Annotated in this window: 18 protein-coding genes; 4 read left to right on the top strand and 14 right to left on the bottom strand. The window is 71.1% G+C overall.

Annotated elements, in window-relative coordinates:
* Positions 1-39 precede the first annotated feature (39 nt).
* Positions 40-2,109, bottom strand: coding sequence for an APC family permease (locus tag IEZ08_RS03970; protein WP_189241689.1), 2,070 nt, complete (start codon positions 2,107-2,109; stop codon positions 40-42).
* A gap of 201 nt (positions 2,110-2,310) precedes the next feature.
* On the opposite strand from IEZ08_RS03970, the gene IEZ08_RS03965 reads away from it, so the two are divergent.
* Positions 2,311-2,976: a potassium channel family protein gene (locus IEZ08_RS03965; protein WP_084780435.1), complete on the top strand. Its 666-nt coding sequence runs from the start codon at positions 2,311-2,313 to the stop codon at positions 2,974-2,976.
* Complete coding sequence (locus tag IEZ08_RS03960; protein ID WP_068925089.1) at positions 2,976-3,641, top strand: potassium channel family protein; 666 nt, start codon at positions 2,976-2,978, stop codon at positions 3,639-3,641. Before IEZ08_RS03965 ends, IEZ08_RS03960 begins: the two co-directional genes overlap by 1 nt.
* A gap of 61 nt (positions 3,642-3,702) precedes the next feature.
* Here the strand turns inward: IEZ08_RS03960 and IEZ08_RS03955 are convergent, their stop codons facing one another.
* The 7 genes from IEZ08_RS03955 to valS form a co-directional block, all read right to left on the bottom strand.
* Complete coding sequence (locus IEZ08_RS03955) at positions 3,703-4,374, bottom strand: DUF3159 domain-containing protein (protein ID WP_068928986.1); 672 nt, start codon at positions 4,372-4,374, stop codon at positions 3,703-3,705.
* 37 nt (positions 4,375-4,411) lie between these two features.
* Positions 4,412-4,804, bottom strand: a complete 393-nt coding sequence (locus IEZ08_RS03950) for an OB-fold nucleic acid binding domain-containing protein (RefSeq protein WP_068925091.1) — start codon at positions 4,802-4,804, stop codon at positions 4,412-4,414.
* A gap of 48 nt (positions 4,805-4,852) precedes the next feature.
* Positions 4,853-5,527 (bottom strand): DUF3710 domain-containing protein, encoded by a 675-nt coding sequence (locus IEZ08_RS03945; protein WP_068925092.1) that lies wholly within the window; start codon positions 5,525-5,527, stop codon positions 4,853-4,855.
* A gap of 72 nt (positions 5,528-5,599) precedes the next feature.
* On the bottom strand, positions 5,600-6,043 hold the full coding sequence (gene dut, locus IEZ08_RS03940; protein ID WP_068925094.1) for a dUTP diphosphatase: 444 nt from the start codon (positions 6,041-6,043) through the stop codon (positions 5,600-5,602).
* On the bottom strand, positions 6,040-6,594 hold the full coding sequence (locus IEZ08_RS03935) for a PaaI family thioesterase (RefSeq protein WP_068925096.1): 555 nt from the start codon (positions 6,592-6,594) through the stop codon (positions 6,040-6,042). The genes dut and IEZ08_RS03935 overlap by 4 nt, the downstream gene beginning before the upstream one ends.
* Before the next feature lie 40 nt (positions 6,595-6,634).
* Positions 6,635-7,933 (bottom strand): AI-2E family transporter, encoded by a 1,299-nt coding sequence (locus IEZ08_RS03930; RefSeq protein ID WP_229802903.1) that lies wholly within the window; start codon positions 7,931-7,933, stop codon positions 6,635-6,637.
* A gap of 423 nt (positions 7,934-8,356) precedes the next feature.
* Positions 8,357-10,927, bottom strand: a complete 2,571-nt coding sequence (gene valS / locus IEZ08_RS03925; protein WP_068925098.1) for a valine--tRNA ligase — start codon at positions 10,925-10,927, stop codon at positions 8,357-8,359.
* 88 nt (positions 10,928-11,015) lie between these two features.
* Here valS and IEZ08_RS03920 point away from each other — a divergent pair, with 88 nt between their 5' ends.
* Positions 11,016-11,312 carry a DUF4235 domain-containing protein gene (locus tag IEZ08_RS03920; RefSeq protein WP_084780439.1) on the top strand — a complete coding sequence of 99 codons (297 nt, stop codon included), beginning with the start codon at positions 11,016-11,018 and terminating at the stop codon, positions 11,310-11,312.
* A gap of 108 nt (positions 11,313-11,420) precedes the next feature.
* Here the strand turns inward: IEZ08_RS03920 and IEZ08_RS03915 are convergent, their stop codons facing one another.
* The 5 genes from IEZ08_RS03915 to IEZ08_RS03895 all read right to left on the bottom strand — a co-directional run bounded on the left by IEZ08_RS03915 (position 11,421) and on the right by IEZ08_RS03895 (position 16,601).
* Entirely contained in the window at positions 11,421-12,794 is a 1,374-nt protein-coding gene (locus tag IEZ08_RS03915) for an alpha,alpha-trehalose-phosphate synthase (UDP-forming) (RefSeq protein WP_068925100.1), read from the bottom strand.
* A gap of 51 nt (positions 12,795-12,845) precedes the next feature.
* A complete protein-coding gene (locus IEZ08_RS03910) occupies positions 12,846-13,829 on the bottom strand; it encodes a hypothetical protein (protein WP_229802902.1) in 984 nt (327 codons plus the stop codon).
* Between the two features lie 82 nt (positions 13,830-13,911).
* Complete coding sequence (locus IEZ08_RS03905) at positions 13,912-14,211, bottom strand: DUF4193 domain-containing protein (RefSeq protein ID WP_030914836.1); 300 nt, start codon at positions 14,209-14,211, stop codon at positions 13,912-13,914.
* Positions 14,212-14,484: 273 nt separating this feature from the next.
* The gene (locus tag IEZ08_RS03900; protein ID WP_229802901.1) at positions 14,485-15,951 is read right to left on the bottom strand and encodes a sensor histidine kinase; all 1,467 of its coding nucleotides are present in this window, start codon (positions 15,949-15,951) and stop codon (positions 14,485-14,487) included.
* The gene (locus IEZ08_RS03895) at positions 15,948-16,601 is read right to left on the bottom strand and encodes a response regulator transcription factor (protein WP_068925102.1); all 654 of its coding nucleotides are present in this window, start codon (positions 16,599-16,601) and stop codon (positions 15,948-15,950) included. Before IEZ08_RS03895 ends, IEZ08_RS03900 begins: the two co-directional genes overlap by 4 nt.
* A gap of 228 nt (positions 16,602-16,829) precedes the next feature.
* On the opposite strand from IEZ08_RS03895, the gene IEZ08_RS03890 reads away from it, so the two are divergent.
* Entirely contained in the window at positions 16,830-16,994 is a 165-nt protein-coding gene (locus IEZ08_RS03890) for a hypothetical protein (RefSeq protein ID WP_176728563.1), read from the top strand.
* Between the two features lie 132 nt (positions 16,995-17,126).
* Here the strand turns inward: IEZ08_RS03890 and IEZ08_RS03885 are convergent, their stop codons facing one another.
* Positions 17,127-17,915 carry an inositol monophosphatase family protein gene (locus IEZ08_RS03885; protein WP_068925104.1) on the bottom strand — a complete coding sequence of 263 codons (789 nt, stop codon included), beginning with the start codon at positions 17,913-17,915 and terminating at the stop codon, positions 17,127-17,129.
* Between the last annotated feature and the right edge of the window lie 5 nt (positions 17,916-17,920).

The raw sequence follows: 17,920 nt of genomic DNA, 5'->3' as shown, positions 1-17,920 counted from the left end.
GTGCGAGCCTCCCTGCTGCCGCAGAGCCGTCTAGAAAGGTTATGCCTTGCCGTCGCCGTCCCGGGCCGTCTCATGCCGAGCCGTCTCGCGCCTGGCCGTCTCGTGCCGGGGACGGCGGGCCGCGCCGGGGGCGAAGGGCTCGGGGCGGCTCTTCAGGCGGTCGGAGGAGTGCAGCTGCCAGGGCACGCTGATCACCATCACGCCGGGCTGGAACAGCAGGCGGCCCTTCAGGCGCAGCGCGCTCTGGTTGTGCAGGATGTGCTCCCACCAGCGTCCGACGACGTACTCGGGGATGTAGACGCTCACCACGTCGCGCGGCGAGCGGCGGCGCAGCGACTTGACGTACTCCAGGATGGGACGGGTGATCTCCCGGTAGGGGGAGTCGAGCGTCTTCAGCGGCACCGGGATGCCCCGCCGTTCCCACTCCTCCTGCAGCGCCCGGGCCTCCTCGCCCTCCACGCCCACGGTGACCGCCTCCAGGGTGGAGGGCCGGGTCGCGCGGGCGTAGGCCAGGGCGCGCAGGGTCGGCTTGTGAATCTTGGAGACCAGGACGACGGCGTGGTTGCGGGCCGGCAACATCGACTCGTCCCCCTGGGGGTCGTCCGCCGAGAGCTCGCGGGAGACGTTCTCGTAGTGGCGGTGGATGCCCTTCATCATCAGGAACAGCAGCGGCATGGCCACGCAGACGATCCACGCGCCGTGGGTGAACTTGGTGACCAGCACGACCAGAAGCACCAGGCCGGTCATCACACCGCCGAAGAAGTTGATGACCCGCGAGCGCTGCATCCGCAGCCGGACCCCTAGGTCGGTCTCGGTCCTCAGGTGCCGGGTCCAGTGCCGGACCATGCCGATCTGGCTCAGCGTGAAGGACACGAACACGCCGACGATGTAGAGGTTGAGCAGGCGGCTGACGTCGGCCTGGAAGCCCCACACCAGCAGGGCGGCCCCGGCCGCCAGGATGACGATGCCGTTGGAGAAGGCCAGCCGGTCGCCCCGGGTGTGCAGCTGGCGGGGGAGGTAGCGGTCCTGGGCGAGGATCGAGCCGAGTACCGGGAAGCCGTTGTAGGCCGTGTTGGCGGCCAGGAACAGGATCAGCGCGGTGATGGCGGCGACGGCGTAGAACAGGACCGACCCGCTGCCGAAGACCGCCTCGGCGACCTGCGCGATGATCGGCTGCTGGTGGTAGTCGACCCCGGCGGGATGGCCGTCGATGAGCACGTCGCGGGCCGCGTACGCGGGCTCGGCGAGCTTGACGCCCGAGGCCAGGCCCAGGGTGATGATGCCGCTGAACATCGTCACCGCGATCAGGCCCATCATCAGCAGCGTCTTGGCGGCGTTCTTGCTCCTGGGCTTGCGGAAGGCGGGCACGCCGTTGCTGATGGCCTCGACGCCGGTCAGCGCGGCGCAACCGGAGGAGAAGGCGCGCAGGACCAGGAAGGCCGCGGCGAAGGAGGTCAGGTTGGTCTGCTCGGCGATGATCTCGTAGCCGGCGGTGGGCGCGCGCAGCTCGTGGCCCAGGACGTAGAGCCGGAAGAACCCGCAGACGATGAGGCCGAGGACCGCGGCCATGAAGGCGTAGACGGGGACGGCGAAGGCCACCCCGGACTCGCGGATGCCCCGCAGGTTCACCAGTGTCAGCACGCCGACGATGGCGATCGCGACCAGCGGCTTGTGCTCGGCGACGAACGGGATCGTGGCGCCGACGTAGTCGACGCCGTTGGCCACGGAGACGGCGACGGTGAGCACGTAGTCCACCATGAGCGCGCTGGCCACCGTGAGGCCGGCGTTGCGGCCCAGGTTGACGTTGGCGACCTCGTAGTCGCCGCCCCCGCTGGGGTAGGCGTGCACGTTCTGCCGGTAGGACGCGACGACCGTGAGCATCACCACGACGACGGCGGCCGCGACCCATGGACTGAAGTTGTAGAACGAGAGCCCGGCCAGCGAGAGGATGACGAGGATCTCCTGCGGGGCGTAGGCCACGGAGGAGAGCGCGTCGCTGGCGAACACGGGCAACGCGATGCGCTTGGGAAGCAGCTGCTCGTGCAGCTGCGTACTGCGCAACGCACGCCCGATGAACAGGCGTTTGGTAAGGTCCGTGGCTTTCGGCACGTCTGCCGATGCTAGCGGCCCACCCCCTGCCCCACTGACCCGACGCTCCAGAACAGCGCCATACTGGCTAGTGCCGTGACCGGCGGAGGCCCGCCCGTGACAGGGTGGAGATCCGCGGGAGCGGCGTCAGCAAGCACATCGGGAAGACCAGTAAGCACATCGGGAAGACGAGATCCGCCTCGACTCGACCGGCGGGGGAGCATGCATATCGTGATCATGGGGTGTGGCCGGGTGGGTTCGACCCTGGCGCACATCCTGGAGGACGGCGGCCACTCGGTCGCGATCATCGATCGGGATCCGCAGGCGTTCCGGCGCCTGCGCGCCGGGTTCCGGGGCCGCCGGGTGACCGGGGTCGGCTTCGACCGCGACGTCCTGGAGGAGGCGGGGATCGAGTCCGCCGGCGCCTACGTGGCGGTGAGCAGCGGCGACAACTCCAACATCATCTCCGCCCGGGTCGCCCGCGAGACGTTCGGCGTCGACAACGTCGTGGCCCGCATCTACGACTCCCGGCGAGCGGAGGTCTACCAGCGCCTGGGCATCCCCACGGTGGCCACGGTCCGCTGGACCGCCGACCAGATCCTGCGGCGGGTGCTGCCCGAGGGCGCCGAACCGCTCTGGCGCGACCCGACCGGGACGGTCGTGCTGGCCGAGGTGGCCTACCACCCCGGCTGGATCGGCACCAGGACCAGGGAGCTGGAGGAGGCGGCGGGCACCCGGCTGGCCTTCGTCAACCGGATGGGCGAGACCCTGCTGCCCCGCAACGACTCCATGGTGCAGGAGGGCGACATCCTGCACGTCATGGCCGCGGCGAGCGAGATGGACCGCATCAACAAGGTGCTGTCCGGCGCCCCGGAGGAGGAGCACTGATGCGTGTCACCATCGCGGGCGCGGGAGCGGTCGGCCGGTCCATCGCCGCAGAGCTCCTGGAGAACGGCCACGAGGTCCTGCTGATCGACATCGACCCCAAGGCCATCAAGATCGATTCGGTGCCCCGGGCGGAGTGGCTGCTCGCCGACGCCTGTGAGATCTCCTCGCTGGACGAGGCCGGCCTGACCGACTGCCAGGTGGTCGTGGCGGCCAGCGGCGACGACAAGGTCAACCTCGTGGTCTCGCTGCTGGCCAAGACGGAGTACGGCGTGCCGCGCGTGGTCGCCCGGATCAACCACCCCAAGAACGAGTGGCTGTTCAACGAGTCGTGGGGGGTGGACGTCGCCGTCTCGACCCCGCGCCTGCTGAGCGCGCTGGTCGAGGAGGCGGTGAGCGTCGGCGATCTGGTCCGGCTGATGACCTTCCGCCAGGGCCAGGCCAACCTGGTCGAGCTCACCCTCCCGGAGAACGCCCCGGTGGTCGGCCAGCGCGCCGGCTCGGTGCCGTGGCCGACCGACACCGCCCTGGTCGCGATCCTGCGCGAGGGCCGGGTGCTGGTCCCCACCGCCGACGACCCGCTGGAGGCCGGCGACGAGCTGATGTTCGTGGCCAGCCAGGAGGTCGAGGACGAGCTGGCCCAGCTCCTCTCCCCCCACCCGAGGTAACGGCCGCGGACGCTTCCGGCGCCGCTCACCGTACGGCGGCGCCGGGGAACGGAGTGGTCAGTCAGGAGGCGGGCTGGACCGGGGTGCGGCCCCGGGTCAGCAGCCAGATCATGGCGCCGAGGGCGGCGATCTGCAGCGGCCAGCCCATGACGATCTTCAGGATGCCCAGCTCGGCCACGGCGTCGTTCCCGCCGATCAGGTAGACGGGGGCCTGCACCGCCACCCGGACCACGCACGGGATCATCAGCAGCCAGGTGAGCTTGGAGCAGAGCCTCACCACGGCCGGGTCGTCGCGCCAGGCGGTGGGGTCGCCGGTGACCGAGCCGATCAGGAAGCCGACCACCGGCCAGCGGGTGACGACCGAGATCAGCATCACCACGGAGTAACCCGCGTTGTAGAGGATGCCGGGCAGGTAGACGTCCTTGGCCTCACCGGTGCGGGTGGCGAAGAACCAGCCGATGCCGATGCCGATCAGGCTGTTGAGGACGTACTGCGGCGTCGAGCGCTGCACCAGCCTGACCACCAGCAGCAGCACCGCCGCCGAGGCGCTGACGATCAGCGAGAGCTGGAGCTGAGCCGTGACGATCCACATCACGGTGAAGGCGGCCGTGGGCACGGCCGCCTCGATGACGCCGCGGATCCCGCCGAACGCCTTGGCGAGCTGCGACCGGATCGCGGCCTCCACCGTGTCGTGCGCGGCCGCCTGCTCGGAGATGGTCGTCTTCTCGTTCATCGTCTTCCAGCTCGCCGGTTCCGGGCCCATCGATCGCTCACGTCCCGTTCGCCGGGCGCAGCTCGTACCGTGGATTGAACATCACCTTGCGACCGTCCTGAAGGCTGACCAGCCCTTCGGCCAGCACCATCCGGCCCGGCTCGATGCCGGCGATCCTCCGGCGGCCCAGCCAGATCAGGTCGATCACGTCGGAGCCGTCGTAGAGCTCCGCCTCGAGCGCCGGGGCACCGCCCCGGGGTCGCAGGGTCACCGTCCGCAGTGTACCGGTGACGCAGAAGCGGCGACGCCCACCGCACGAGGCGATGGGCGTGGCACCGTGCCGATCGAGGTTCTGCTGCAGTTCGTCGGCCTCCAGCTCGGCCTGGCTCGTCGCCAGCCGCTGAAAGAAGCCCCGCAATCCGCGCTTTCTATGCGGTTCCTGCGAACTCACGACCTCTCCTTTGCGAACGTGTCGAATCAGCGTACGCGATCCGACACGTCAGCGGGTCTCGGCTATCTCCGGACCGCGCTCGAAGGGCTTGAGGTCGGGCCGGCCCGGCTCCTGCTGTCCCATCGCCTGCCGCGCCTCGGCGGGCAGCCGGAGCTCGATCGGCTCGTGCGGCGCCATCGGCCCGTCGCCGCGGACCACCACGATGTCGCGGATGACGTTCTCCAGCGTCGCGGCCACCTCGGCGTCCAGGGCGGCGCGCCCGCTGATCGCCGCCCGCAGGAGCCAGCGCGGCCCGTCGATCCCCAGGTAGCGGATCGGCTGGGGGGTTCCGTCCTCACCCGGGATCCGCGCGTCCAGCTCGGCGCCGAACGGGCCCTGCCGCTCCTCGCACGTGCCGCCGGCGTTCTTCACCGCCCCGGCCACCTCGGCACGGACCTCGTCCCAGATGCCGTTCCGCTTGGGCGCGGCGAGCGCCTGCACCTGCAGGGCGCTCTCCTGCGAGAGGATGACCGCACCCGAGATGCGGTCGCCTTCCACGGTGAGCTGGATCTCGAAGCCGGGATCGACCGGCAGGCGCAGCCCGCCGAGATCGACCCGCTCACGCGCGGAGTGCGGCTCGTCGGCATCCCACGGGCCGGACTCACGCGCCGGGACCTGCTCGGCCTCCTCCGCGGGGTCGGGACTCTCCGCGCGCCGGTTCTCCTTGCGGCGACGTCCGAACATCTTCCTCACGCTCCTTGACGATTACTGACCGCTCGACGGCCCCGTTGCCGCCGACCGGCGCGGGCGGCCCGCTCAGCGACCGGTGGACCCGAATCCGCCGGCGCCGCGCGCCGACCCGGGCAACCGGTCCACCTCGTAGAACGCCGCCTTCTCCACCTTCTGGATGACGAGCTGCGCGATGCGGTCGCCCCTGCGCAGCCGTACGGCCTCCTTGGTGTCGGTGTTGATCAGGGTCACCTTGATCTCCCCCCGGTATCCCGCGTCGACGGTGCCGGGCGCGTTGACCATCGTCACACCGTGTCTGGCGGCCAGACCGGACCGGGGGTGGACGAAGGCGGCGTACCCGTCCGGCAGGGCGATCGCCACCCCGGTGCCCACGATCGCCCGCTCCCCGGGGAGCAGTTCGACGTCCGCCGCGGCGTACAGGTCGGCGCCCGCGTCCCCCGGGTGCGCGTAGGACGGCACCGGCAGCCCGGCGTCGAGCCGGTGGATCAGCACCTCGACGTTGCGCGTCACGGATTCACCTCGTACTCGTGGTGTTCCTCGGCGATGGCCCGGGCGTCACCGTGCTCGGTGAAGTGCTCCATGCCGACCTCGATGAAGAGCGCGGCGGCCCGCACGGCGACCGGGCCGTCCGGGGAGCCGATCCGCCCCTCCGCTTCAAGATATGCCTTCCGGCCGGACATCCCGGTGCACCAGGCGCGGAGGTACAGGGTGACGCCCACCGGGACCGGCGCCAGGTAGTCGGTCTCCAGCCGCCCGGTGACGTAGGGACGCTGGAACAGCCAGACGGACATGCCGATGACCTCGTCCATCGCCGCGGCCAGCACACCGCCGTGCGCCAGGCCCGGCGCGCCCTGGTGCGCCTCCCCCACGACGAACTCGGCGGTCACCGAGACCCCGTCGGGGGTGACGGCGGACAGATGCAGGCCGGTGGGGTGTTTCTCCCCGCAACCGAAGCAGCGGCTGTAGTGCGAGCCGAGCGCGGTGCCGGGTGCGGGTGCGCCGGGAAGCGGCTCCGGGAGCGTCGCCCCGGGTGGCGGCGTGGTGATGGTGGAACGGGTCACGGGGCAGAACGTTACCGGCTGTGCTGGGACGATTCTTCACTCACCGGGGTTCGGGGGTCCCGGGCGGCGTGGCCGGAGCCGCCTCCACCGGGCCGGAGGCGCCCGGGGCCGCCGGAGCGGCGGAGCTCGGCGCGCCGAGCTCCGCGAGCTCCGCGAGCTCCGCGGGATCCGCGCGTTCCGGGGCCTCCCCGGGCCTCGTGGGCCTCGTGGGCCTTCCGGACTCCGCGGGATCCGCCTGCGGCACGAGGTCCGTCGGCGGCACGGGCGTCAGCGGTGGCGCCCCGGAGTCTCCGGCCGGCAGGGGTTGCGTTCCCGGTGGGAGGGCGACCGGCGGGTCGCGCAGGAGCTCGGGCACCGCCCGGTAGATGACCGCCGCGACCGGGACCGCCACCGCCGCCCCGGCGATGCCGCCCACGATGCCGCCCACCGCCAGCACCAGGATGATCGCCAGGGGGTGGAAGCTCAGTGCCCGGCCGACGATCAGCGGTTGCAGCACGTGGTTCTCCAGCTGCTGCTCGACCACCAGGACGCCGATGAAGATCAGGGCGTAGATCGGCCCCTGGGCGCCGAGGGTGACCAGCGTGGCGACTCCCCCGGCGAAGAAGATGCCGACGATGGGGATGAAGCTCGCCAGGAAGATCAGCACCGCGAGGGGCGCCCAGAGCGGCACGCCCATCCCGGCGAGCACGATGCCCATGATCACACCGTGCACCGCCGCCACCGCCACGGTTCCCTGCACGTAGTGCGAGAGCGTCACCCAGGCGGCCCGGCCGGCCCGGTCCACCCGGGGCGTGGCGGAACCGAACGCCTTGAGGAACCAGGCCCAGATCCGGTCGCCGTCCTTGAGCAGGAAGAACGTGACGAACAGCAGCAGCACGATCGAGGCGAGCACCTCCAGCGCCACGGTGGCGCCGGTGAGAACGGTCTGCTGCTGGGTGATCTGCGCGGCGAGGTCGTCGATCCACTGGTTGATCTGGGTGGGCTGCAGGTGCAGCGGGCCGTCCTGGAGCCAGGTCTGCACCTCCCTGGCGGTCTCCTGAACCTGGCTGACCAGCCGGGGGAACTCGTCGTTGGCCCGCACCCCGATGATCCACCCGGTGCCGCCCAGCACCGCGAAGGCGATCAGCATGGTGATCCACGTCGCGTAGATCGGCCGTATGCCCGCCGCCCGGAGCCTGCGGGTGATCGGGAACAGCAGGGCGGTGAACAGGAACGCGATGGCCACCGGCAGCGCCACGATCCGCAGCGCGGCCACGCCCTGCGCGACGTAGGACACGGCCCAGCCGGTGATGATCAGACACAGGCTCCACACGGCCAGGCGGAGCAGAGTGCGTGGCACCAGCTGCGTCAGACGCTTCCCATCCGAGATCACGCGCTCCAGACTGTCACGCCCCGGCCGGAAACGCGCACGGTTATCCTCCCCGCACGAGGAAAACAGGGGGCCGGAGTACCGGGACGACGAAGGTGCGCCGGAGTGCCGAAACGGCGAAAGGGACCCGGACGGAGAAAAGGACCCGGACGGCGGAGGGGACCGGCCGCCCGGGCCGATCCCCTCGTCGCCAGACCCGGATCAGCGCTCTTCCGGCGGCCGGGTGATCACCCGGTCCTCCAGATAGCAGTCACAGTTGCCGCATCCTGGGGGCATGTTCCGTCCTCTCCTCGCCGGCTACCTCCCGATCGTACGGCGCGCGGCACGGCGGCAACCTGGGCGGGAAGGCCAGATTGCCGTTCACGGATCGCCGGCAGGCACCCGGCGGCGGGCTCAGGTGAGGACGACCTCCACGCTGAGGTCGTCCTCACCGGGCTCCAGGACGAACTCCTCGACCGCCCCGGCACCGCACAGATCGTCCTGCGCGCGCCGGACGAGGTCGGCCCCGGCGCCGGTGACCGTCAGCCGGGAGACCTCGGCGCGCATCGACAGCCTGGCGTCGGACTTCGCCCTGCGGACCCGGCCGAGGACCTCCGCCACGGCGGGCAGCAGCTCCGGATCGCCGCCCCGGCCGTCCGGCGCGGGCCAGGCCGCCCGGTGCACCGAGCCCTCGCGCCACCAGGACCAGACCTCCTCGGTGACGAACGGCAGGAACGGGGCGAACAGCCGGAGCATCACGTCCAGCGCCTCGCGCAGCGCGGCGCGGGCCGAGCGGGCGCCCACGCCGCCGGAGTCTCCGGCGTCACCGTACGCCCTGGCCTTGACCAGCTCCAGGTAGTCGTCGCAGAACTCCCAGAAGAACCGCTCGGTCCGCTCCAGCGCCCGGGTGTAGTCGTAGGCCTCGAACGCCTCGGTGGCCTCCCCGACCACCTCCGCCAGCCGGGCCAGCATCGACAGGTCGAGCGGCTCGGTGACCTCGGCGGGCGTCTCCGGCCGGTCGAGGACGTCCCCGGGGGCGGGTTCCTGAGGGGCGCCGAGACCGAGGACGAACTTCGAGGCGTTCAGGATCTTGATCGCCAGACGGCGACCGATCTTGATCTGGCCGGTGTCGAAGGCCGTGTCGGTGCCCGGACGACCGCTGGCCGCCCAGTAGCGGACCGCGTCGGAGCCGTACTCCTCCAGCAGGGCCATCGGCGTGACGACGTTGCCCTTGGACTTGGACATCTTCTTGCGGTCCGGGTCGAGGATCCACCCCGAGATGGCCGCGTTGCGCCAGGGCAGCGTGCCCTGCTCCAGGTGGGCCCGGACCACGGTGGAGAACAACCAGGTACGGATGATCTCATGGGCCTGCGGGCGCAGGTCCATCGGGAACACCCGCCGGAACAGGTCCTCGTCCCGTTCCCAGCCGCCGACGATCTGCGGCGTCAGCGAGGAGGTCGCCCACGTGTCCATGATGTCCGGGTCGCCGGCGAACCCCTCCGGCTTGCCGCGCTGCTCCTCGGTGTAGCCGGGCGGCACGTCGCTGGACGGGTCGATCGGCAGCGCCGACTCGTCGGGCAGGATCGGCGCGGAGCGGTCGGGCTCGCCGCCGGCGTCCAGCGGGTACCACACCGGGATGGGCACGCCGAAGAAGCGCTGCCGGGAGATCAGCCAGTCGCCCGCCAGGCCCTCCACCCAGTTGTCGTAGCGGACCTTCATGTGCGGCGGGTACCACGTCAGCTCCGCGCCCCGGCCGAGCAGCGCCTCGCGCAGGGCCCGGTCGCGCCCGCCGTTGCGGATGTACCACTGGCGGGTGGTGACGATCTCCAGGGGCCTGTCGCCCTTCTCGTAGAACTTCACCGCCCGCTTGACCGGCTCCGGCTCGCCCGGCATCTCCCCGGACGCGCGCAGCAGCTCCACGACCCGCTCGCGGGCGCCGTGGACGGTCCTGCCGGCCAGCTCGCCGTACGTCTCCGCGGGCACGCCGGCCGGGGGCTCGGCCAGGATCCGCCCGTCCCAGCCGACCACCGCCCGGGTGGGCAGGTCGAGCTCGCGCCACCAGACGACGTCGGTGAGGTCGCCGAAGGTGCAGACCATCGCGATGCCGGACCCCTTGTCCGGCTCGGCCAGGTGGTGGGCCAGGATCGGGACCTCGACGCCGAACAGCGGCGTGCGGGCCGTGGTGCCGAACAGCGGCCGGTAGCGTTCGTCGTCGGGGTGGGCGACCAGCGCCACGCACGCGGGCAGCAGCTCGGGACGGGTCGTCTCGATCCAGAGCCGCTCCCCCTCGGACCGGGTGAAGGCGATCCGGTGGAACGCCCCCGGCCACTCGCGGTCCTCCAGCTCGGCCTGGGCGACGGCGGTGCGGAAGGTGACGTCCCAGAGCGTGGGCGCCTCGGCGAGGTACGCCTCGCCCCGCGCGAGGTTGCGCAGGAACGCCCGCTGGGAGGCGGCCCGCGCCCCGCCGTCGATCGTGGCGTAGGTCATGGTCCAGTCGACCGACAGGCCCAGCCGCCGCCACAGCTCCTCGAACGCCTTCTCGTCCTCGACCGTGAGCCGCTCGCACAGCTCGATGAAGTTCCGCCGGGAGATGGGGATCTGCTGTCTGCCCGGCTTGTCGGGAGGCCGGAACGAGGGGTCGTAGGGGACGGAGGGGTCGCAGCGCACGCCGAAGTGGTTCTGCACCCGGCGCTCGGTGGGCAGGCCGTTGTCGTCCCAGCCCATGGGGTAGAAGACCTCGCGGCCGCGCATCCGCTGGAAGCGGGCGATCGTGTCGGTGTGCGTGTAGGAGAAGACGTGGCCGACGTGGAGGGACCCGGAGACGGTCGGCGGCGGGGTGTCGATCGAGTAGATCTCCTCCCGCGTGCGCGAGCGGTCGAACCGGTAGACGCCCTCGGCCTCCCAGCGGCCTACCCATACGGTCTCCAGGCCGTCGAGAGTCGGTTTCTCGGGCATGGGCGCATGGCGCGGTCGCTGATTCGTCATGCCACCCAATGGTATGGCTTCGCATGATCCACCGCTGAAGCAGACTAGTGTTCGTTACCCGAGGGGAATCATCGAGGGAGGAACACCCGTGGCTTCCGAGAAGGAGAAGCAGGACATGGCCTGGAAGGCCATCGGTGGCCTGGTGGGACTCGTCACGGCCTGGGCGGTCAAGAAGATCCTGGGGTTCGCCTGGGAGAAGGCGACCGGCAAGAAGCCCCCGGCGGACCACGACTCGCTGGAGATCGGTCTCGGCGAGGCGATCGCCTACGCCGTGGTGATGGGCGTGGGCATGCAGGTGGCGCAGATCGTGATGACCCGCACCGCCAGGAAGCGCTACGACGCCTGGAGGGCCATGAAGGAGGCGGCCAGGGAGATCGCCTCCTGACGACCCTCCCGGCGGCTGTGACGGCCTGTGACAGCACGTCTGCGATGGTCGGTGACGGTAACGGCCCGCCGCGCGGAACCGGTGCGGCGGGCCGTTACCGTCCGATGGTCAGGCCTCCAGTGCGGCGAGGAAGTCCTGCGCCCAGCGGTCCACGTCGTAGGTGGCGACCCGGCGGCGCAGCGAGCGCATCCGGCGGGACAGGTCGTGCGGGGTGGCCCGCATCGCGGTCAGCATCGTGCGCTTGAGGCCGTCGACGTCGTAGGGGTTGACCATGAACGCCTGCTTCAGCTCCTCGGCCGCCCCGGCGAACTCGCTGAGCACCAGCGCTCCGCGCAGGTCGTGACGGCAGGAGATGTACTCCTTGGCCACCAGGTTCATCCCGTCGCGCAGCGGGGTCACCACCATCACGTCCGCCGCGAGGTAGAGGGCGGCCAGCTCGTCGCGGTCGTAGGACTGGTGCAGGTACTGCACCGGCTGCTGGCCCAGCTCGCCCTGCTCTCCGTTGATCCGGCCGACCTGCAGCTCGATGGAGTCGCGCAGCCGGATGTACTCCTCGACCCGCTCCCGGCTGGGCGTGGCGATCTGCACGAAGACCGCCTCCCCCGGCTTGATCGAGCCGTCGGCGAGCAGTTCCCCGAACGCCTTCAGGCGCTGACCGATGCCCTTGGTGTAGTCGAGCCGGTCCACGCCGAGCAGCACGTGCTCGGGGTTGCCCAGGTCCCGGCGGATCTCCTGCGCCCTGGCGACGATGTGCGGCTCGCGGACCAGGACGTCGAGCTCTCCGAAGTCCACCGAGATGGGGAACGCCTCGGCCCGCACCACCCGGTCCTCGACGTAGATCTCGTGTTTCTGGTACTGGAGGCCGAGCGTCTTGCGGCACAGGCGGATGAAGTTGGCCGCCCCGCCGGGACGCTGGAAGCCGACGAGGTCCGCGCCGAGCAGTCCCTCCAGCAGCTCCCGGCGCCAGGGCAGCTGCTGGAACAGCTCGCCGGGCGGGAACGGGATGTGCAGGAAGAAACCGATGCGCACGTCGGGTCGGAGCCTGCGCAGCATCGCGGGGACCAGCTGCAGCTGGTAATCCTGCACCCACACGACCGCGTCCGGCGCGGCGGCCTCGGCGGCGGCGCGGGCGAAACGCTCGTTGACCAGGCGGTAGGCGTCCCACAGGGCGCGCGAGTAGACGGGCGTGGCGACGACGTCGTGGTAGAGCGGCCAGAGCGTGGCGTTGGAGAAGCCTTCGTAGTAGAGCTCGACCTCCTGCTCCGACAGCGGCACGGGGATGAGGTGCATGCCGTCGTGCTCGAAGGGGTCGAGGCGCTCGTCGGGGGCGCCGTGCCAGCCGATCCAGGCGCCCTCGCGGCGCTGCAGGACGGGAGCGATAGCGGTGACCAGGCCGCCGGGGCTGCGCCGCCACATGTCCTCCCCGACCCGGTCGACGGGCAGACGGTTGGCGACGATCAGGAACGAGCTGGTGCCCGGCACAAAACCCTCCAATAGTTGACTTATCCAATCAACTACCCCATTAAGCCGTTTTTATGACTTTCCGGCGGTAGCAGGGGGGAGGGAACGTTGCTGCCGGAGATCGTCCCGGACGACGTCGGCGAGTTTCCTGGTGGCCGCGCGGTTGAGCGTGCCACCGGCCACGGCTCCGGTCAGGAACGGGCCGAGCGTGGTGAGGTGCCGCCCGAGGGTGCGCATGAGGCGGTTGCGCAGGGCGGTCTTGGCGGCGGTGCCGAGCGCGACGGTGACCGATCCGGGGGCCGCGGGATCCACCCCGCGCTGCTTGGACCAGGCGGTCACGAAGGCGATGGCACGCTGGGCGCCGGTCCCGGGGACCTCCACTCCGTACACCTCGTGGAGCTCGGCGATGAGCTTGACCTCGATCGCGGAGACGACGAGGGTCTCGGCGACCAGCTGGGCGGGGGCCGACAGCAGCAGGGGCGGGGCGGCGAACTCGGCCGCCGCGAGGGCTCCGCCGATCGCGCCGACCGTCATGGTGGCCTTGGCCGCGGTGCGGGCGAGGTCGTCGGCCAGCGCCTCGCCGGTGAGCCCGTGGTGGTGGGCGGAGAGGGTCGCCAGATCCCGGACCGGGATGCGGGGCGCCACGGCCATGAAGACGTCGGCGAGCCAGCGTCCCCTGCCCGTCCCGGACTCCTTGGCCTTCTTCGCCCCGGCGGCCAGCGCCTTCGTCAGGCGGCCGAGCAGCCGTCGCCGCTCGGCGCCGTCCATCTCGCCGGGCTCGGCGAGCCTCCCGACGAGCTCGGCGACTTCGTCCCCGTCTCCCGGACCGGCGGTCTCGGGGGCCGTCTCCCGGGCGGCGGGGCCGGAGGTCGTCTCCTGGGCGGCCGTCCGGGGAGTCACCTCCTGGGCGGCGGCCTCACGACCCGTCACCGGGGTGGGGTCGCCGTCCGAGGCGTCACCCGAGATAGCGGCCGGGGTGCCCTCCGGGACGCCGGCCGACCCCGCGGCCGGGGAGTCGTCCGGCGTGGCACCGGTCTGCCTGTTCTCTGACGTCATGTCGCGGAACCTCCTCAAGGCTGTCCTCCGGCCCTACCCGTCGGTGGAAGGACACACATCGGACAGGCCGTCGGAACGGTCGTCAGGCCGCGCACTCCCGGCAGATCTGCTGGCCGTTCTTCTCGACGGCGAGCTGGCTGCGGTGATGCACCAGGAAGCAACGCGCGCAGGTGAACTCGTCGGCCTGGCGAGGAATCACCCGGAGCGAGAGCTCCTCGTTCGACAGGTCCGCGCCCGGCAGCTCCAGCGACTCGGCGAGGTCGGTCTCGTCGATGTCGATGCTGCCCGAGGACTTGTCGGTACGGCGCGCCTGCAGTTCCTGAAGACTGTCCTCGCTGAGGTCGTCGTCAGTCTTGCGTGGGCTGTCGTAATCGGTAGCCATCGGTCTGCTCCATCCCCCTCATCTATCTGTCTGCGCTCGCTCGCGCGTGTGTCAACGTACGAGAGGCCCGTCTTGTGCCCGATCCGGCAGAGAGATTCCTGCTTCGGTACCCCGCCGGAATGGTCACCGAACCTCCCGACACGTGAGGGACCCGCCGCGCTCGGGCATGGTTAGCCAAATATGGCGAAACACACAGCCCTGGCGACATGCACCACCGTGTTCGACGGCACATCCAACCACATGTACGACCTGAACGAGACGCTCCCCGCCGGATCAACGTTGCTGGAGTCTCACGGTCACCACGAGACCGCCCCCCTCCCGGGGGAGCGCGGTCACGTTGCCACCGTGAGCGCGCACGACCGCGCGGACGATGGAGAGCCCGAGACCCGCCCCCTTGGCCGAGTCGACCCGGTCGGCGTTGAGCCGGCGGAACGGTTCGAACAGGCTGCTCACCTCGTACGCGGGCACGTGCGGTCCCGTGTTGGCCACCTGAACAATCAAGGCGCCCTCCACCATTCCCGCCCGCACCCAGACACGCCCTGATTCGGGAAGGTTGTACTTGATCGCGTTCTCGACGAGGTTGGAGACGCAGCGCTCCAGCAGCACCGGGTCGCCCACGGTCTCGGCGCTGCGGATGTCGGCGGTGACCGTGACCCCGGCCTCCTCGGCGCGCGGCGCGAGCTGCTCGACGGCGGTCTCGGCCACGTCCTTGACGTCCACGGGCTTGCGCACGCTCAGCGCACGCTCGCTCCGGGCGAGCAGGAGCAGTCCCTCGATGAGCCGCTCGTTGCGGGCGTTGACCTCCAGGAGGGTGCGGCCCAGTGTCTTGAGGTCCTCCGACGCCTCGGGGTCGCCCAGCGCGATCTCCAGGACCGTCCGGTTGATCGTCAGCGGGGTGCGCAGCTCGTGCGAGGCGTTGGCCACGAACCTGCGTTGTGTGTCGAAGGCGGTGTCGAGCCTGGTGAGCATGGCGTCGAAGGTGTCGGCCAGTTCCTTGAGCTCGTCGTCGGGGCCCTTGAGGTCGATCCGCTCGTGGGCGAGGGTCGAGTCGGAGAGCTTGCGCGCGGTGGCGGTCATCTTCTGGACCGGTTTGAGCGCGCGGTCGGCGACGACGTAGCCGATGATGATCGCAAGGATGCCGACACCGACCAAGGCCAGCAGGGAACGCTTGAGCATGGAGCTGCGCGCCTTCTGGATGGCCGCCTGCTGGTGATACTGCCAGGCCGCCTCGATCTCCTGGACGTACCCGGCGGGCGCGTCCCGCAGGTCGAACGGGAACGTCGGCCACGCCTCGTCGACCGCCCAGGCGACCATCACGTACATCACGAACAGCAGCAGCGCGCCCGCCATGAAGAACAGGGCCGCGTAGGTGAGCGTGAGCCGCCAGCGGATGCTGAGCCGGTCGGTGACCTGCCTCACCTGGTCGAGAAGGGACGGCCGCAGCGGAAGAGCGCCCGCCGGGGGCGGCCCGTCCCACACCGGCGAGCCGCTCGGCGGCGGGGGTTGCGCGGAGGTCGCGGACGGTGCGGGGCGCGGGGGCCGCGCGGCCGTACCGCCGGTGTTCCCGGCCTCGTACGGGCCCTCACCCGCGTCCGGATGCGAGCCGAGCTCCTCCCGCCGCTCCGAGTGCGGACTGATCATGGGGTGGGTCGGCGCCGTGTGCCGCCGCTCGTCCGGCGGGGCGAACGCGGGGCGCTCCCCGGGCGGGACGGGGGCGGGTCGTTCCTCGGGTGCGCTCACAGCTTGTATCCGACCCCGGGCACCGTCTCGATCACCGGCGGCTCGCCCAGTTTCTTCCTCAGCGTCATCATGGTCACCCGCACCACGTTGGTGAACGGGTCGATGTTCTCGTCCCAGGCCTTGTCCAGCAGGTCCTCCTGGCTGACGACCGCGCCCTCGGCGCGCATCAGCTCCTCCAGGACCGCGAACTCCTTCTTGGTGAGCGTGATCTCCTCACCGTTCCGGGTCACCAGCCGCTTGCCCGGGTCCAGGCGGACCCCCGAGCGCTCCAGCACCGGCGGGAGCGCCGGGGCCGAACGCCGGCCGAGCGCCCTGACCCGCGCGACGAGCTCGATGAACACGAAGGGCTTGGCGAGGTAGTCGTCGGCGCCCAGCCCCAGGCCCTCGACCTTGTCGTCGACGTCGCCCGAGGCGGTCAGCATCAGGATCCGGGAGGCCGTCCGCCCGGCCACCAGGCGGCGGCAGACCTCGTCCCCGTGGACCTTGGGCAGGTCGCGGTCCAGGACGATCACGTCGTAGTCGATGTAGCCGGTCCGCTCCAGCGCGCCCGCGCCGTCGTAGGCGACGTCCACGGCCATGGCCTCCCGCCGGAGCCCCGTCGCGATCGCGTCCGCGAGCACCCGCTCATCCTCGACCACAAGCACCCGCATGGCCTCTGATACCTCCCCTGCGGTCCCGGACAGTCACCGGAACGGTTCCCCATTGTCACCCCACCCGGCGTAAGCCTGCGGTAAGGCCACTGCCACGATAAGCACACCCACGGTGATGTATGACACAGGCAGGTTTAGGGCGAGCCACGGGGTGGGTACAGACGCTCCCAGTCCCTTTTCAGAACACCCTTCGGCCGCCATGAGTAAGCCCCAGAGAGAGAAGGTGAGATGGGCGAGTTCACGACCACGATCGAACACCGCCTCGACCAGGCCTACAGGAACCTCCAGGAGGCCAGGTCCACCGGCGACGACTACCTCGCCGACACCCTCACCGCCGAGATCGAGGACCTCCGCCGTCTCGCGACCGACAACGGCGTCCCGCTCCAGCGCTGACGGGACGTAACGCGAAGGGCCCCTCGCTCCTCCCGGGAGGAGCGAGGGGCCCTTCCGTGTCCCCGCCGTCAGGACTGTCACCGGTCAGGGCACCCGCCCGTCAGGACAGTCGCCGGTCAGGTCACCCGCCGGTCAGGCGTCGCGCTCGGGATTCAGCGGAGCCAGCAGGTCGTGCAACTCCTCGAACAGGCCCGGCGCCGCGCAGAGCGTCAGCCCCGGGTTGGCCGGCTTGCCGTGCAGCCCGCCGACCCTGGCCCCCGCCTCCGCCGCGACGAGCCCTCCGGCCGCGTAGTCCCAGGCCTGCGGGCCGCGCTCGTAGTACCCGTCCACCCGCCCGGCCGCGACCGCGCACAGGTCCGAGGCCGCCGAGCCGCCCCGGCGGATGTCGCGCACGCGCGCCACCACGTGCGCGAGCACCTCCCCCTGCACCGCCCGCCGTCCGGGCTCGTAGCCGAAACCGGTGGCGATCAGCGCCCGCTCCAGCGGCACGCCGGTGTTGCAGCGCAGCCGCTCGCCGGCCAGCCACGCGCCCTCACCCTTGGCGGCCGTGAAGACCTCGCCGCGGGGCACCACGTTGACCACGCCCGCGACGACCTCGCCGTCGACCTCGACCGCGATGCTGACCGACCACTCCGGCAGGCCGTACAGGAAGTTGACCGTCCCGTCGATGGGATCGACGATCCAGCGCACACGGCCGTCACCGGTGGTTCCGCCCTCCTCACCGAGGATCGCGTCATCCGGCCTGGCCTCCCTGATCCTGGCCCGGATCAGCTCCTCCGCGGCCCGATCCAGCGCGGTCACCACGTCGGTGGGGCTGGACTTGGTGGCCAGCACCTCCGGCCGGGCGGGCCGCTTGGCCAGGAGCATCTCCCCGGCCTCGCGGGCGATCCGCTCGGCCAGTTCCAGATAACCAGTGCTCATAGCCG

It is taken from the genome of Planobispora rosea, assembly GCF_014648175.1.
Classification (GTDB): domain Bacteria; phylum Actinomycetota; class Actinomycetes; order Streptosporangiales; family Streptosporangiaceae; genus Planobispora; species Planobispora rosea.
This window is presented reverse-complemented; position numbering and strand designations above follow the sequence as displayed.